The sequence below is a fragment of the Arenimonas oryziterrae DSM 21050 = YC6267 genome, from assembly GCF_000420545.1.
Classification (GTDB): domain Bacteria; phylum Pseudomonadota; class Gammaproteobacteria; order Xanthomonadales; family Xanthomonadaceae; genus Arenimonas; species Arenimonas oryziterrae.
In genome coordinates, this window is record NZ_ATVD01000004.1 from 1 (window position 1) to 15568 (window position 15568).

Annotated in this window: 16 protein-coding genes; 13 read left to right on the forward strand and 3 right to left on the reverse strand. The window is 64.7% G+C overall.

Features of this window, described 5'->3' with window-relative positions; translation table 11 throughout:
- Nucleotides 1–113: 113 nt before the first annotated feature.
- On the reverse strand, nt 114–359 hold the full coding sequence (locus tag G467_RS0110900) for a hypothetical protein (RefSeq protein WP_022969775.1): 246 nt from the start codon (nt 357–359) through the stop codon (nt 114–116).
- Nucleotides 356–1462, reverse strand: coding sequence for an MBL fold metallo-hydrolase (locus G467_RS16425; protein WP_022969776.1), 1107 nt, complete (start codon nt 1460–1462; stop codon nt 356–358). The genes G467_RS0110900 and G467_RS16425 overlap by 4 nt, the downstream gene beginning before the upstream one ends.
- A gap of 91 nt (nt 1463–1553) precedes the next feature.
- Here G467_RS16425 and G467_RS0110910 point away from each other — a divergent pair, with 91 nt between their 5' ends.
- Genes G467_RS0110910 through G467_RS0110920 form a run of 3 tightly spaced genes read left to right on the forward strand, consistent with a single transcriptional unit; the run spans nt 1554 to nt 3077 of the window.
- Nucleotides 1554–2174 (forward strand): TetR/AcrR family transcriptional regulator, encoded by a 621-nt coding sequence (locus tag G467_RS0110910; RefSeq protein WP_022969777.1) that lies wholly within the window; start codon nt 1554–1556, stop codon nt 2172–2174.
- A 26-nt stretch (nt 2175–2200) separates the two neighbouring features.
- Complete coding sequence (locus tag G467_RS0110915) at nt 2201–2602, forward strand: ArsR/SmtB family transcription factor (RefSeq protein WP_245559067.1); 402 nt, start codon at nt 2201–2203, stop codon at nt 2600–2602.
- A complete protein-coding gene (locus G467_RS0110920) occupies nt 2580–3077 on the forward strand; it encodes an SRPBCC family protein (protein ID WP_022969779.1) in 498 nt (165 codons plus the stop codon). The genes G467_RS0110915 and G467_RS0110920 overlap by 23 nt, the downstream gene beginning before the upstream one ends.
- On the opposite strand, the gene G467_RS0110925 is transcribed toward G467_RS0110920, so the two are convergent.
- Nucleotides 3074–3580 carry a M48 metallopeptidase family protein gene (locus G467_RS0110925; protein WP_022969780.1) on the reverse strand — a complete coding sequence of 169 codons (507 nt, stop codon included), beginning with the start codon at nt 3578–3580 and terminating at the stop codon, nt 3074–3076. The two genes, G467_RS0110920 and G467_RS0110925, sit on opposite strands and share 4 nt — an antisense overlap.
- Before the next feature lie 74 nt (nt 3581–3654).
- Here G467_RS0110925 and G467_RS0110930 point away from each other — a divergent pair, with 74 nt between their 5' ends.
- The 10 genes from G467_RS0110930 (at nt 3655) to G467_RS0110975 (ending at nt 15567) form a co-directional block, all read left to right on the forward strand.
- On the forward strand, nt 3655–5112 hold the full coding sequence (locus G467_RS0110930; protein WP_022969781.1) for a flavin-containing monooxygenase: 1458 nt from the start codon (nt 3655–3657) through the stop codon (nt 5110–5112).
- 306 nt (nt 5113–5418) lie between these two features.
- Entirely contained in the window at nt 5419–6474 is a 1056-nt protein-coding gene (locus G467_RS0110935; protein WP_022969782.1) for a sigma-54 interaction domain-containing protein, read from the forward strand.
- Between the two features lie 379 nt (nt 6475–6853).
- Nucleotides 6854–7237, forward strand: a complete 384-nt coding sequence (locus tag G467_RS16430) for a hypothetical protein (protein ID WP_155844876.1) — start codon at nt 6854–6856, stop codon at nt 7235–7237.
- A 70-nt stretch (nt 7238–7307) separates the two neighbouring features.
- Complete coding sequence (locus tag G467_RS17565) at nt 7308–9740, forward strand: phage tail sheath family protein (RefSeq protein WP_022969784.1); 2433 nt, start codon at nt 7308–7310, stop codon at nt 9738–9740.
- A 39-nt stretch (nt 9741–9779) separates the two neighbouring features.
- Nucleotides 9780–10289 carry a phage tail protein gene (locus tag G467_RS0110950; protein WP_022969785.1) on the forward strand — a complete coding sequence of 170 codons (510 nt, stop codon included), beginning with the start codon at nt 9780–9782 and terminating at the stop codon, nt 10287–10289.
- 11 nt (nt 10290–10300) lie between these two features.
- Nucleotides 10301–11113: a hypothetical protein gene (locus G467_RS17570; RefSeq protein WP_022969786.1), complete on the forward strand. Its 813-nt coding sequence runs from the start codon at nt 10301–10303 to the stop codon at nt 11111–11113.
- A complete protein-coding gene (locus G467_RS0110960; RefSeq protein WP_155844877.1) occupies nt 11110–12042 on the forward strand; it encodes a hypothetical protein in 933 nt (310 codons plus the stop codon). The genes G467_RS17570 and G467_RS0110960 overlap by 4 nt, the downstream gene beginning before the upstream one ends.
- Before the next feature lie 8 nt (nt 12043–12050).
- The gene (locus G467_RS0110965) at nt 12051–13169 is read left to right on the forward strand and encodes a Pvc16 family protein (RefSeq protein ID WP_162140756.1); all 1119 of its coding nucleotides are present in this window, start codon (nt 12051–12053) and stop codon (nt 13167–13169) included.
- Entirely contained in the window at nt 13166–15283 is a 2118-nt protein-coding gene (locus G467_RS0110970; protein ID WP_033397789.1) for an ATP-binding protein, read from the forward strand. Before G467_RS0110965 ends, G467_RS0110970 begins: the two co-directional genes overlap by 4 nt.
- On the forward strand, nt 15280–15567 hold the full coding sequence (locus tag G467_RS0110975) for a hypothetical protein (RefSeq protein WP_022969790.1): 288 nt from the start codon (nt 15280–15282) through the stop codon (nt 15565–15567). The genes G467_RS0110970 and G467_RS0110975 overlap by 4 nt, the downstream gene beginning before the upstream one ends.
- Nucleotide 15568 lies beyond the last annotated feature (1 nt).

The window sequence follows — 15568 nt, forward strand, 5'->3', positions numbered from 1 at the left end:
ACATAATATACATTATGCGAAGTAAAGAATACGGGTCACCATAGCAAAACCCACCCAAATCAACCTCTTCCCAAGCCCGACCTTGAGCCACCGTTCCCAGGTAGCGCCAACGACTAAGCGCCCCCGCCCACTCGACGAAACGCCGGCGCCGTGTTCGAGTCATCCACGACGGACGCGATCAAATAGCCATTCCGGGCGATCACTTCGATGGTTTCGGAGACCGTCAGCCAGTTCTCGATCCGGACGATCTGCGCCTCGGGTTCGAAATTGACCCGGCTGCCCAGGTCGGCTCGCAACACCGCGTCGGTGATCCGGCGCACGGCGACGGCGTCGAGTGTGTCTTGCAGGCGCAGTTTCATACAGCCTCCGTCGACGTCGCGAGCAAAACCTCACTAGACGTTGCCGCCTCGGCGGTCTCGCGCCACCAGGCGGTGGCGGCATGGGGAGATTGCAGGTTCAGGCGTTCGCCCATGCGCGGCGTCGTCAGGGCGACGCCCTGCTGCGCGCTCAGCGCGGAAACGCGCTCGAAGGGCTCGGTCCAGACGTGCATCGCCAGGTCGAAGGTTCCGTTGTGGATCGGCAGCAGCCAGCGGCCGCGCAGATCCAGATGCGCCTGAACCGTTTGCTCCGGCTGCATATGCACGAACGGCCACTCCACGTTGTAAGCGCCCGTCTCCAGCAGCGTCACGTCGAACGGTCCGAAGCGTCGGCCGATCTCGCGGAAGCCATCGAAATAACCGGTGTCGCCGCTGAAAAACACCCTCAGCGGTGCTTCGCCGGGCGGTTCGTCCAGGATCGTCCAGGACGCCCACAGCGTTTTGTCGCCGTCGAAAAGTCCTCGCCCGGAAAAGTGCTGGGCCGGCGTGGCGATGAACTGCACGCCATCGACGGTCGTGCCTTGCCACCAGTCGAACTGCTGCACTTTCGCCGGGTCGACGCCCCAGGCGATCAGCCGGTCACCCACGCCCAAGGGCGTCAGGAATACTTCCGTCGTCTTGGCCAGCTGCAGGATCGTTTCGCGGTCGAGATGGTCGTAGTGGTCGTGCGAAAGCAGGACGCCTCGCAGCGGCGGCAAGTCTTCCAGTGCGATCGGGGGTGCGTGGAAGCGCTTGGGCCCTGCCCACTGGACCGGCGAAGCGCGCTCGGCGAAGACCGGATCGGTAATCCAGAGACCGCCGCGCAGCTTGATCAGCAGCGTCGAATGCCCGAGCCGGAACAGGCTGCGATCCGGGGCCTGCGCCAGGTCGTCGGCCGTGAGTGTCAGGACCGCGGGCACGGAAACCGGAACCGCCCCCGCCGGCTTGTAGAACAGCGCGTCCCGCAGGATGCGAAGGGTTTTCATCAAACCCATGGCCGGGCGCGGCAGCGGATTGCGGAAGCTGCGCCCCGAGAACTGCGGGGACGCGGCGTATTCGGCGAGGCCCAGAGGGCTCTTGGGGGCGGTGGGAAGGCAGATACTCACAATCCGGTCTCCGGTGGGCTGGCTGAATGCTTACACTGCCCAGTGTAGTCTACTTTTTGAAAAAGTAAACCCCAGGGTGTAACCTGTGCCCATGACCACTGCCACCGCCCCCATTCGCCTGACCGACCGCAAGCGCGCCGCCATCCTGGAAGCCGCGGTGACGGAATTCCGCCAAGCCGGCTACGAGGCCACCAGCATGGACCGCGTTGCGGCCAGCGCCGGCGTGTCCAAACGCACCGTCTACAACCATTTCCCCAGCAAGGAGGATCTGTTCGCGCACATCCTTCAGCAGCTGTGGGAACGCAGTCTCGCGTCGCCGGAGCTGACTTATCGAAGCGACCGACCACTGCGTGCGCAATTGCTCGAACTCGTGCAGCAGAAACTGCAGCTGCTTCACGACGAAGCCTTCATCGATCTGGCACGCGTGGCCATCGCGGCGGTCATCCCCTCCCCCGAGCGCGCCCAGGAAATGTTCGCGCGTATGGGCAACAAGGAAGAAGGCCTGACCGTGTGGATCCGTGCGGCCGCCGCGGACGGTCGTCTGAAGACCACCGATCCGATGTTCGCGTCGATGATGCTTCAGGGCATGGTCAAGGGCTTCGCTTTCTGGCCGCAGATCACGCTGGGCCAGCCGATACTGACCGCCCAGCAGCGCAAGCAGGTCGCCGAGACCGCGACCGACATGTTCCTGGCGCATTTTTCGTCCGAATGATCTAGCAGGCAGCCGCCGTTGCACCCTTGCTTCCCACCTTCGACGCCCTCATACTGAACCACATGGTTCAGCATTTTCCGACGCACTTCAACGCCTCCTTTGCGGCCCTTGCCGACGCCACCCGCCGTGGCGTCCTGGACCAGCTCGCTCGCGGCGACGCCTCCATCACCGACCTCGCCGACAAGTTCGCTATGACCCTTACGGGCATGAAGAAACACGTCGGCGTACTGGAGCAGGCCGGTCTGGTGACCACCGAAAAGGTCGGCCGCGTGCGGACGTGCCGCATCGGCCCGTGCCGTCTCGAGGAAGAAATGGAATGGATCGCGCGTTACCGCCAGAGGTGGGATGCGCGCTTCGAAGCGCTGGATGGTGTCATCGACGAACTCAAACGACAGGAGAAGGCCCGTGGTCGCAAGAAAAGAAAGTGAATCTCAGCGCACGACGGTGCAGAAAACGTCGGAGCGCGAGGTCGTCGTCACGCGGACGTTCGATGCGCCCGCGCGGCTCGTCTTCGAGGCGTGGTCCAAACCCGAGTTGTTCAAGAAGTGGTGGGTGCCCCGCTCCCTGGGCATGACACTTCGCTCCTGCGAGATGGACGTTCGCACCGGCGGCAAATACCGACTGGTGTTCGGCGACGATCCTGCGAACACGATGGCCTTCTTCGGCAGCTACCTCGAGGTGGTGCCTGACAAGCGCATCGTCTGGACAAACGAGGAAAGCGGCGAGGAAGGATCCGTCACCACCGTGACGTTCGAAGAACGCGACGGCAAGACGCGGCTCGTCATGAGTGAGCTGTATCCCACGAAGGAAGCGCTCGACGCAGCCGGCACCGGTGCGCAGGAAGCGCTGCAGGAGACGTTTGGACAGCTCGACGAAATACTCGCCGAGCTATCCGCGCGCTAGGGGCGGTTTCCCGCCTGGCCTGGGGCCGATTCGAGGTGCGTGAGATACACGCGTAGATCGAACTCCAGCCGGTGGTAGTCCGGTTCCATGTGCGTGCACAGCTGGTAGAAGGCCTTGTTGTGTTCGGCTTCCTTCAGATGCGCCAGTTCGTGTACGACGATCATTCTCAGGAAGTCGGCGGGCGCGTCGCGGAACACGGTGGCAATGCGAATCTCGCGACTGGCCTTGAGTTTGTCGCCCTGAATCCGGGAAATCGACGTGTGCGTGCCCAACGCGTGCTTCATCACCTGAAGTTTGCTGTCGTAGATCACCTTGCCCAGGGGAACGGATTTGCGCAGGTGGCGGTCCTTCAAATCCTGGACGTAGTCGTACAGCTGCCGGTCGTTGCGCACCTCGTGGCCTTGACCGTATTTCTCCGCCAGCATGCTGCCCAGCCGGTGTTGAGCCATCAGCTCGCGAACCTGGGCCAGCAGGGGCTCGGGGTAGCCGGTCAGGTATTTCAAGTCCGATGCCTGCCTGGAAGGGTGCGTCAGAATGCAACAATAGGTCCGGGCCCGATAGCCCGCGGGAGCACGTCGTGAAAACCTGCGAGGCCCTCATCATCGGCAGCGGCTTCGGCGGGCAATGCGCCGCGATCCATCTGCTGCGTCAGGGCATCCGCGATTTCCTGATTCTCGAGCGACGCGATTTTCCCGGCGGCACCTGGTGCCAGAACCGCTATCCCGGCGCCGCCGTGGACGTGCAGTCGCCGCTGTACTCGATCGCCGGCGAGCCCTATCCCTGGACGCAGATGTTTGCCGAACAGGACGAGCTGGAAGCGTATACCCGGTACCTCCTCGACAAATACCAGTTGCACGAAAGAATACGACTGAACACGCGAGTCGTCGGTGCGCGATGGGATGCAGGCAGCGCGACGTGGGACGTGCAGTCCGAGGATCAGAGCGTATTTCGTGCACCGATCCTCATCAATGCGACCGGTCCGCTGAGTTCGCCGGTGACGCCCGATTTTCCCGGCCGCGAACGATTTCTGGGCAAGTCCTTCCATACCAACCACTGGGATCGGCACTTCGATGTGCGCGACCAGCGTGTCGCGATCATTGGCAGCGGTGCGAGCGCGGCCCAAGTGATCCCGGCGATTGCACCGGCGGTACGGCATCTGCATGTTTTCCAGCGCACGCCGCATTGGGTCCTGCCCCGCCCGGATCGGAAGTTCGGCCGATTTGCGCGGGCCCTGCTTCGGATTCGACCGATCTACCGGACCGTGCGGACAGCAATTTATTGGGGCCTGGAATCACGTGTGCTGGGTTTCAAGTATTCGCGGCGTCTGCTCGACCTGGTCGCCCGGCGGCAGGCGGAACGTCTGCTGCGTCGGAGCGTCGCCGATCCGGGGCTGCGCGAGAAACTCACGCCCGCCTACACGATCGGCTGCAAGCGCATCCTGCTGTCGAGCACGCTCTACCCTGCCCTCACCCGCGCCAATGTCAGTCTGCACTCTCGCGAACAAGGCATTCGCGCGATCAACGAGACCGGCATCCTCACCGATGACGGACAGCAGATCGATGTCGATCTGATCGTCTATTCCACGGGTTACGACGCCACCGACGGCGTCATTTCCTATCCGGTGACCGGTACCGACGGTCGTCGGCTGAGCGAGACCTGGAAGGAATTTCCGCGCGCCTATCTCGGGACCTGCGTGCCGGGCTTTCCCAATCTGTTCATCGTGACCGGTCCCAACACCGGCATCGGCCATACCTCGGCGCTCTTCATCATCGAGTCGCAGATGATCTACGTCATGAAATGTATCGCCTGGCTGAAGCGAGAGAAGCGTCGCGCCATCGAAGTCACGCCGGAGGCGGAGGCGGACTACACAAAGATGATCCACACAGAGATGGCGGGCACCGTGTGGAAAACCGGCGGCTGCCACAGCTGGTACCTGAGCAAGAGCGGCCACGTGGTCGCGATGTTTCCCGGCTTCAGTTTCAGCTATCGCCGTCTCGCGCGAAACTTCCGACCGGAGCATCACCGACTCGTGTGAGGCCGACGCGCTGCGCTTGCCGTGGCCCCAGCCCACCTTCACGCGCAACCAGCGTCGGCAAGCAAACGGCGGTTCGAAAAGCAGATTTGAAAAAAGTAAGTATCACTAAGCAGGGCCCTTCGCGGGTCCACGGCGCTGGGAGAACAGGGCGCAGGCGCGGGAAAGCTGAACGAAATGCTTAGCGCCGCTCAACATCTGGCATGCGCGGAGCACCTGTCTGGGCATGCAATTTGCCGCAAAAAGTGGCCTTACTGAAACATGCTTCCCGTACCTTTGTCTGTGCGACTGAACCCCCGGGAGGGTGCAGTGGGTCCGGAAAATCATCGACGCAAGTTTGCTTCCGACACCGACTATCTCGTCGACGGCGAGGTCTGCGCCGATGCCGCGATCGTGTCCGCGGCAGCCCTGCACGGCATGATCGGCAACTCCGCGGCTTTCACTACCTTGCTGCAGCAGATCGCCAAGATCGCACGCACCGACGCCTCGGTGCTAATCGAAGGCGAGACCGGCGTCGGAAAGGAATTGGCTGCCCGAGCCATTCACTATCTGAGCCCCCGCCGCAACAAGCCCTTCGTGCCGATGAATTGCGGCGCCGTGCCCGAATCGCTGATCGAATCGGAGCTCTTTGGGCATGCGCGCGGCGCCTTCACCGATGCCAAGACCACCCATGCCGGCGTGGTGGCGCAGGCCAACGGCGGCACCCTCTTCCTCGACGAGGTCGACACCTTGCCGAACAAGGGCCAGGTCGCCGTGCTGCGTTTTTTGCAGGACCGGCGCTATCGGCCGGTCGGTCAGAGCGTTGAACAGATCTCTGACGGGCGCATCATCGCGGCGGCCAACCAGCCGCTGCAGACCTTGGTCGAACGCGGCATGTTCCGCAGCGATCTGCTCTACCGTCTCAATATCATCCGGCTGCGCATACCACCCCTGCGCGAGCGCAAGACCGACATCGTGCTGCTGGCCCGGCATTTCCTTGCCTCGTTCTGCGAGCGCTATGAAGTGGCACCGAAGCGGCTGCATCCCGATTCCTGGGCATGGATGATGCGTTACCCGTGGCCGGGCAACGTGCGCGAACTCGAAAGTCTGATCCATCGCAATGTGCTGATGTGCGAGAGCGACGAGATCCGTTTCGACGAGGCCTGCGAATCGGAGGACGCACCTTCGGAAAGCCTGGCCTGCCGCTATCCCGACTTCCAAAGCGCCAAGGCGCAGGCGATTGCGGACTTCGAGCGCGACTACCTGTCGCGTCTCCTGCTGGAAACCAATGGCAACGTCTCCGCCGCTGCACGGCTGGCCTGCAAAGAACGGCGATCCCTTGGAAAACTACTCAAGAAGCACGGCATCAGCAAAGAAATGAGCTGAGACGAACGCGGCGCGCTGCCGTCGCGTGCTCTCCATCGTGACATCGCTTCAACGCGAAGCGCATCCGCAGGCGGACACGCCTTGACGAATCACGTCTGAAGAATGGACGCCGCAACTGCGTCAATCATCGCGGTGGGTGCAACTTGTCCCACCCGTGATTTCGACACGGTGCGTTCGAGATTGTTCGCACGTCGCCGCATTCAACGAAATAATTTTGCGTGTCGCTCTGTGGCCGCGACCCGCGTGCGGCCATCCGTCGCCAACACTGGGTGCGCAACGCCCCACCCTTCACCCGCGTCGCGACAGCGTTGCGGTCGGCGTAACGAAAAATTATGGGTCGTCGCCACCGCAGTGTGATTTTCGTACCCGACGCAAGTCATTGATCGCATTGATTGCGAACACGCGTTCGCACTTGGCACGCGCATTGCAATGGTTCCCGTCGCGCCAATCGCCATCTGGTAAGGAGGACCGTATGTCGAGCGGCGTTGCGCATCCGTCCGATCCGCTGCGTGAAGCCTTGCGTCACTACCTGGCGCGGCATCCCGACGCGGCCGACAGCGCCGAGGGCATCCGCCGATGGTGGTTGCCGGCGGCGTTTCAGTCGGTCCCGGACGCGAAGTTGCAACAGGCACTCGAGCACCTGGTGGCGGCCGGCGAAATGCAAGTCCACGCCCTTCCCGATGGAACCGAGCTGTATGCCCGCGCGATGAAAGAAAACGCGGCCGGAGAAACACCGGCCGAACCACCCAAACATCGTTCCTGATCCACGCCACCGCTTCTCTCGCCCACGCCATGCCGCCGCCACGAGGCGGCGCCGACCCAAGGAGTCTTCCATGCCTGTAACCGTCAGCTACCCCGGTGTCTACATTGACGAGGTGTCGAGTGGCGTGCACACGATCACCAGCGTCTCGACCTCCATCGCCGCGTTCTTCGGCCGCACCAGCAAGGGCAAGCTCAATCGTGCCGAGCGCTGCCTGAGCCTCGCCGATTTCCAGCGCAAGTTCGGCGCGCCGCACGCGCAAAGCGATCTCGGCCATGCCGTGCGTCAGTTCTTCGCCAACGGCGGCACCGACTGCTACGTCGTTCGCCTCGCCAACGGCGCGACCGCGTCGGCGATCACCTTGCGCAGCCTGTCCACCGGCGGGCAGCCGGTACTCGTGGCGACGGCGAAAGCGGAAGGGGCCTGGGCCAACACGGTCCGGCTGGCCGTCGACTACAACACCGTGAGCCCGCACGAAAGTTTCAACCTGCGCGTGATCCAGGAAGACGCGGGCAACATCGTCAGCACCGAGGAACACGGCAACCTGTCGATGAACCCGCTGTCGCCGCGTTTCGCGCCGACCTTCGTGACGCAGAGTTCTTCCCTGATCGATCTGAACCTGCATGCCGGTCTCGGTGACGCCACGCTCCCCGGCTCCTTCATCAACACCCTGGTCAACAGCTTCCCGGGCTATTCGCAGGGACGTCGACCGTTGACACCCGCGGCCGGCACGGCCGGCGACGTCCGCGACGCCCTGAACCTGCTGATCGCGGCGAACCAGAACAGCTTCTCGATCCGCGTCAACGACGGCGCGTCGCGACTGGTCACGCTGTCGACGCTGGCGGCACCGGCCGACTTCACCGCCCTGGGCAACGCGCTGTCGCTGGACATCAACAACCAGCTTAGCGGCGATACCGTCGCGGTGACCGTGGAAGCCCCGGCGAATGTCGGCACGCTGATCACGATCACGGCGAGCTCGGGCAATCAGTCGTCGGTACGCATCACCCGCGCATCGAACAACGATATCGCGGCGGCGCTGATGCTTGGCGCCGAACAGGGTGGCCTGGAACAGGCGCGTTACGCGAACTTCCGTCCGGCACCGAATGCCACCCTGGTGACGATCGGCAGCGCCACCGGCCCGTTCACCGCCGCCTCGCTGAAGACGAACATCAATGCGATCGCCGCGCTGACGCAGTCGGCCATCACCCAGCTCGCCATTGATACGGTGGTGGTCGCCCTCAACGCGGCACCCAACAACCTGGTCACCCGCGTTGGCACGGATCGCTGGTTCCAGAATCGCGTCGGCGCCAGCCCGGCGACCGGCGATTCCGACGGCCTGCGTGAGAAATTGCAGATCATCGCCAACGCGATCAATGCCAATGCCACGGTCGCGTATCGCGCCCAGGTCTGGGGCTATCAACTCGCTCTGCTGCCGAAAGCGAGCAGCATCAACGCCATGCTGGCGACCGGCGGCGTGGTTTCGACGCCCGCGGCGGCGGATTTCACTGGCGCCCTGACTGCCAACACGCGGCAGTACACCTTGGGAACGTCGGGCACGAGCACTTTCTCTTCGGCGGGCGTCAACGGCTCCGATGGCGGCGCGCCGACCGCTGCAGACTATCTGGGCAATCCGGTCGACCAGACCGGTTTCCATGCACTCGACTCCGTCGATCTGTTCAATCTCATGGTGTTGCCGCCGGACACCGACGTCAGTGCCGCGATCCATCTGGGCCTGTGGAATCCGGCCAGTGTGTATTGCGCCAATCACCGGGCGTTCCTGCTCGTCGACGCGCCGGCGAACTGGACCGGTCCCGACGGCCGCCCGGCGGTGGCCGGCAACACGGCGATGATCAGTCAGCTCAATGTCGCGGCCAAGCGCAATGCCGCCGTGTTCTATCCGCGCGTGGTCTTCGACAACGCCGGACTGAAAAAGCTCACCGGCGCCAGCGGCGCGATCGCCGGCCTGATGGCGCGTACCGACGCGACCCGCGGTGTGTGGAAAGCACCGGCGGGCGTCGAAGCCGATGTGCGTGACGTGCTCGGCGTCGAGGTGAAACTGACCGACATCGAGAACGGCGTACTCAACAAGAAGGCCGTCAACTGCCTGCGCGTCTTCCCGAATGGTTTGGTGAACTGGGGTGCACGCACGCTCGACGGCGACGACGACTTCGGCAGCGAATGGAAATATATCCCGATTCGCCGGCTCGCACTGAACATCGAAGAGTCGCTGTTCCGCGGCACGAAATGGGTCGTGTTCGAACCGAACGACGAGCCGCTGTGGGCCAAGATCCGACTCAATCTCAACGCCTACATGATGTCGCTGTTCCGTCAGGGCGCCTTCCAGGGCACGAGCCCGAAGGATGCGTTCTACGTCAAGTGCGACAAGGACACGACCACGCAGGACGACCGCAACAAGGGCATCGTCAACATCGAGGTCGGCTTTGCACCGCTCAAGCCCGCGGAGTTCGTCGTCATCAAGATCCAGCAGATCGCTGGCGATCTGTAAACCGACGGCCCCCAGCCAAGCCAACCCAGGAGATCTGCCATGGCCAACACCGGATTCGTCGTCAACACGCATCGCTTCGATCCTTACAAGAATTTCAAGTTCCGCGTCCTGTGGGACAACAAGCCCGTGCTCGGCGTGAGCAAGGCAAGCTCGCTCAAGCGCACCACGGAAGTGGTCAAGCACCGCAGCGGCGGCGAGAACAGCATCGACCACAAGTCGCCCGGCCGCACGAGCTACGAGCCGCTGACGCTGGAGCGTGGCATCACCCACGATCCGGAGTTCGAGGCCTGGGCCAACAAGGTGCATGCCTATGCCGGCGATCCGACCATGGATCTGGCCGGGTACAAGAAGGAACTCACGCTCGAGGTGATGAACGAGAAGGGCCAAGTCGCCAAGCGCTATTTCCTGCATGCGTGCTGGGTCAGCGAATACACGGCGATGCCCGATCTGGACGCCAACGCGAACGCCGTCGCCATCGAGAACGTCAAGATAGAACTCGAAGGTTGGGAGCGCGACGTCGATACCACCGAACCGTCCGAGGCGGGCTGATCGGACCTCCCATGCGCCCCGCCCTCCTCCTCTGGCCCCCCGGCGAACCCGGCGATGCGCGCATGCAAGTGCGCGCGTTCACCGAGTGCGTCGACGACCTGGACGTCGATTTCAGTATGGCGCCACGCCATGCCCTGGTCAGCGAACTGCTGGCCTTGTGCGTGGAGCCGCCGACCGAGACCACGCACGATGGCGACTTCGTCTGGCGGTGGACGACGGCCGAGCGCCTGCAAGCTTTGCTTGCCATCGCGCGTGCAAGCCAGGGCCCGATGACACAGGCCGTCGCACACTGCGGCCATGCCGATTGCGGCGGTCAAGTCGAGATGGAACTTGGCCTCGAGGGCTTCGCCCTGCACACCGCCGACGCCGTCGACTGGACTGCGCCCGACGGCCAGTCGCTGCGTCTGCGCCTGCCGCGCGGCGGCGATCTGGTCGAATGGTCGCGACAGCTCGACCAGGATCCGAAGCAGGCCGAGCACTGGCTGGCACGGCGACTGATCGAACGCGCTGACGGCACGCCGATGCCGAGCGGCTGGGTACTACCCCCCACTTGGTTGGCACCGATCGCACTCGCCTTGAACGAGGCCGATCCGCTGACCGCGTTGTCGCTGACAGTCGTCTGTCCGTTCTGCGGCCGCGAGGTCGCGGTCGATGTCGATCTGGAAATGCTGCTGGTCGAAAGCCTGCGGTCGCGGCAACGCCGGCTCACTGACGAGATTCATCAGCTTGCGGTGCACTACCACTGGTCGGAAGCGCAGATCGTTGCTCTGCCGCCGTGGCGGCGCCGCCGCTACCTGAGCCGATTACAGGCGGATCTGGCATGACGCCGTATTTTTCCCGCCTGGCGCAACGTACCCGTGGCGATGCCGCCACTGCACCGGCCGCGCGCGTCGACAGCGCCGCGTCGTCCTGGAGCGAGCAGTCGACGGAAATAACGGCGCTGGCGCCGGTAGTCGGCGAGCGCACAACCCGGGCTCCCGAACCCGCCGAGTCCATCGAACGTGCGCAAACGCCCCCGACGCGACAGGATACCCATCCTCTGCCGCCCTCGCCTTTGGTGGCGACGGCTGTAACTCCCCCTCTGGAACCCGTGCGGACATCGACGGCGAGTCCGGTCGTTGCCTCAGTCGAGAACGACATCGCTTCCGTCGATGCCACCGATTTTTCCGCGCCGGTTGTCGACGCCCGGCCATTCGTCGAAACCACGTCGCTGACACTCGCGACTGCCTCGCAGGCGCATCCGCCGGTGGCGGCGCCCGTGCTGGATACGCCGACCGCAACGGCACGCGGTGAATCCATCCCGACGACATCCGCCGAAGCGGAAGAGATCGCGATGGTTCCCCCACGCGCCGGACGCACGCACCCGGGCGCCGCAAAGACGGTGCCCGCCACGCGCGCCAGATCCGCGATGCAAGCGACAACCGTCGCGCGTCCCGAGATCTTCTCCGACGCCGAGTCGCAAGAAAGCAACGCGCCGATGGCCCATCTCCCCGCCGTCAGCGCCACCGTTCCGTCGCGATCGCAAGCCGGATCCGTGCCCGCGTCGACGAACGACGCCGCGCCGCTGCCACTGCGGGCGACGCGCCCCTCGAACGGCGTCGAAATCCATATCGGCCGCGTCGACATCGACGTGAGTGCCCCCACGCCCGCGCCTCGTCCGGTTGCTGCTCCGCCGGCCGCCACGCCGGTTGCGCCGTCGCCGGCGCGAGGCCAGGCATTCAACGCGCGTCGCCACTATTTGAGGGGCAGCTGATGCCGTTGATGGCCACCCATGAAGCGATCGGCGCGGTTTCCGAGGCGATACGCGCGCAGCTGCAATTGCGCGCGGGCGTGCTGGTCACGGTGAGCCGGCCGGATGTCGCGGCAGACGCGGACGGGGCACCGAATCTCAATCTGTTCCTTTACCAGCTCGACTTCGATCCCTTCCTGAAAAACCATGCCTTGCAGGATGGCGAGCCAGCGCCTCTGTGGCTGGTCCTGCGCTATCTGCTCACCGCTTTCGACATCGATCGCGACAGCGACAGCATCGCCGCGCACCGTCTTCTGGCGCGTGGTCTTGCCGGCCTGCAGGAAATGACGATCGTGTGGCCGACCGTGCCGGCCTTGCTCGACAATCCCGAGCCGCTGAAGCTGACTTTCGATTCGGCCGATGCGGAGCTGCTGTCGCGCGTCATGCAGGGCAGTGAGGAGAAATATCGGCTCTCTGCGGCGTTCCAGGTGCGGCCTGTGTTGATTGCACCGGATGTGCCGCCCGAATTCGTCCTGCCGGTGCTCACGGTGGGCCCGCCGGCGGCGCCGGGCGTCGTCGTGTTGCCCTCGATGGGTCCGCGACTCAAGCGCCTCACGCCGATGCGCTTCGAGGCGGGCGCGACGATCGAACTGTCCGGCGACGACATCAATACCAGCATCGACACGGTGCATCTGGGCGCGATCGATCTCCCCGTGATCGCCGCACGCGAAGGTGCGGTGCAGGCCCGCCTGCCGGCGGTGCCGGCGCTGTCGGCCGGCGACCATGCGATCGCCGTATCGCGACGTCTGCCCAGCGGCCGGCGCCAGTCCAGCAATCTGCTCGCTGCCACCCTGCTGCCCACGGTCGTCAACGCGACCGTCGGTGCGCTGACGCCCAATGGGCCCAACCTGTTCGGCAGCGTTACGATCACCGGCCAGCGTCTGGGCAATGTCGACGATGCCGTGTTCGTGGCCTTCTACCGCGATGGCGTCGTGGCGCTGAATCTCGAGGTCGCCGGCGGCGCCGCACAGACAAGCTTGGTGGCAAGCGTCGATGCCGCGCATGCCCTGCCGCCCGGTACTTACTATCTGATCGTGCGCGTCAACGGCGCACAGGCCGTGCGTACACCCGAAGCGGTGTGGGCGCCATGAACGCGGTCGTCGAACTTCCGCAAGCGTTCGATCCGCGCATCCATGCGAGCGATCCGCTGACGGCGCGCTGGCTGAGCGAAGCGACCCTGCGGCTGCGCCGCGAAATCGCCTGGCTGTGGTTCCAGCGCGGCGGCACCCCCTCGCCCGCCGATGCGCGCCTGCCGCCCGTGGGCGATGCCGTGGTCGATTCGCTCGACCTCGCCCGTCACGCCGACGAGAAGCGCCGCTTCTTCGCGAACGATGCGACTGGCCGCTACCTCAGCGAACGCATCGCCCTGCTACGCGAGCACACGCCCCCGAAGACCGGTCCCTGGACCGCCATCGCACATCGCCTGCAGCTCGACGAGGCCGCGCAACTGGTTCTCGCGGTCGGACTGTTGGCACGTAGCGACAGCGCCACGGCGGCAATCATCGCGACCTGCCACGGCGATGGCCATCGCTCGCAACCCAGTTTGGCCCTGGTCCAGCGGCTGTGCGACGAGCCGACCGATCTGTTGCACATGGATGCGGCGCACCCACTGTTCCGTTTCGGTCTGCTCGCCTTTGTCGACGACACGCCGAGGAACGGCTGGCTGCAAGGCTTCGAAATGCCCGCGCTGATCGCCAGCGCCTGCCTGTTCGACGACGGCCGCTTGCCGCCGGATCTGCGTCTGCTGACGCCGACCTCGTTGCATCGCGATGAACGCGGCGAACTCGCCGCCGCAGCGCACACGCTGGCGCATCCGCCGCAAGAGGCCTGCTTCCTGCCCTTGCTCGGCGATCGCGGCAGCGACTACAGCGGATGGGCAGCCTGGCTGGCCCAGGCCAGCGGTCGCCTCATTGTCGGCATGCAGCGTCCCGATCTTCCGGATGCGCATCGCCTGGCCGCGCTGGCAGCCTGGTGCTGGTTGCACGACGCCGACGTGTTGCTGCCGACGCTGACACCGCCGACCGATGAACACGTGCGCCCTCTGGTTTGGCCAACCACCCCGGTGCGCTGGCTGGCCCCGATGTCGGACCTGCAGGCAAGCAAACCCTTGCCGGCACATGCGCTGCAGGCACCGATTGTCTTGCCGGTCACCGACCACGCCACGCGCGTGGCACGACTGACGCACGCGCTCGGCGCTCGCGCGACCGGCCTGGACGCCGGCATCGCCGAAGTGGCGCGACGATTCCGTCTGGGCGCGACCGCGATCGACGCGATTGGTGCCGCCGCCTCCACCTTCGACGGCCGACTCGATGCCGAAGCGCTGCAGGCCCTGTGCCGAACGCAGTCACGTCCGGACCTGGGCAGCCTGGCACAGGCCGTGCGCACGCGTTTCGCACTGGATGAAATGGTCTTGCCGGCACCGCAACGCCTGCAGCTGGACGAAATCGTCCGCGCCACGCGCGCGTTGACCACCGTGCACTACGACTGGGGCACGGCCAAAGCCTGGAACGAATCCGGCCTGTCGGCCCTGTTCTGCGGACCGCCGGGCACCGGCAAGACGATGGCTGCCGAAGCCATCGCTCATGAACTGTCGCTGCCGATGTATCGCATCGACCTGTCCCAGGTCGTCAACAAGTACATCGGCGAAACCGAAAAGAACCTCAAGCGCGTCTTCGACGTGATCGAAGAAAGCGACTGCGTCGTGTTCTTCGACGAAGCCGACGCCCTGTTCGGCAAGCGCACCAGCGTCAAGGATGCGCACGACCGCTTCGCCAACATCGAGGTCAGCTACCTGCTCGAGCGCATGGAACGGCTCAAGGGCGTAGCGATCCTGGCGACCAACCGACGCAAAGACCTCGACGAGGCCTTCCTGCGTCGCCTGCGCTATCTGGTGGATTTCCCCCTGCCCGGTGAGGCCGAACGACAGCGCTTGTGGCGCTACGTCTTCCCGACGCGAGTCGATACCTCGACGCTGGACTTCGCGTATCTGGCGCAGGCCTTCCCGCTTGCCGGCGGCCATATCCGCTCGATTGCCTTCAATGCCTGTCTGCAATCGGACGTCGGCGGCACGCCACGCGTCGAGATGGCGACGGTTCTGTGCGCGGTCAAACGCGAGCTGGACAAGATCAATCGCCCGATTTCGGTCGAGAGTTTCGGACGCTACCAGTCCCTGGTCGCCGCGCTGTTCGAGGAGGACGTTCGATGAGCGCGATTCGTATCGATCGCCTGTCCCTGCGCGTCCAAGGCATCTCTGCCGAGTCCGTGCGCGCGGCGTTCGAGGGACTCGACGCCGTATTGCTTGACCGCCTCAGCGTTCGCGGCCTCGACGTCGCCCGTCTCGGCGACCTGTCGCCTTCAATCCGCCTGCCGGCGATTGCGGCGGCGCCAGGACTGGATGCGGAATCGTTGCGCGCGCGCATCGCCGACAGCCTGGTCGACTGGCTCGCCCGCGGCCCGGAAAAGCAAGACGACACCGAGGAGGACACCTGAC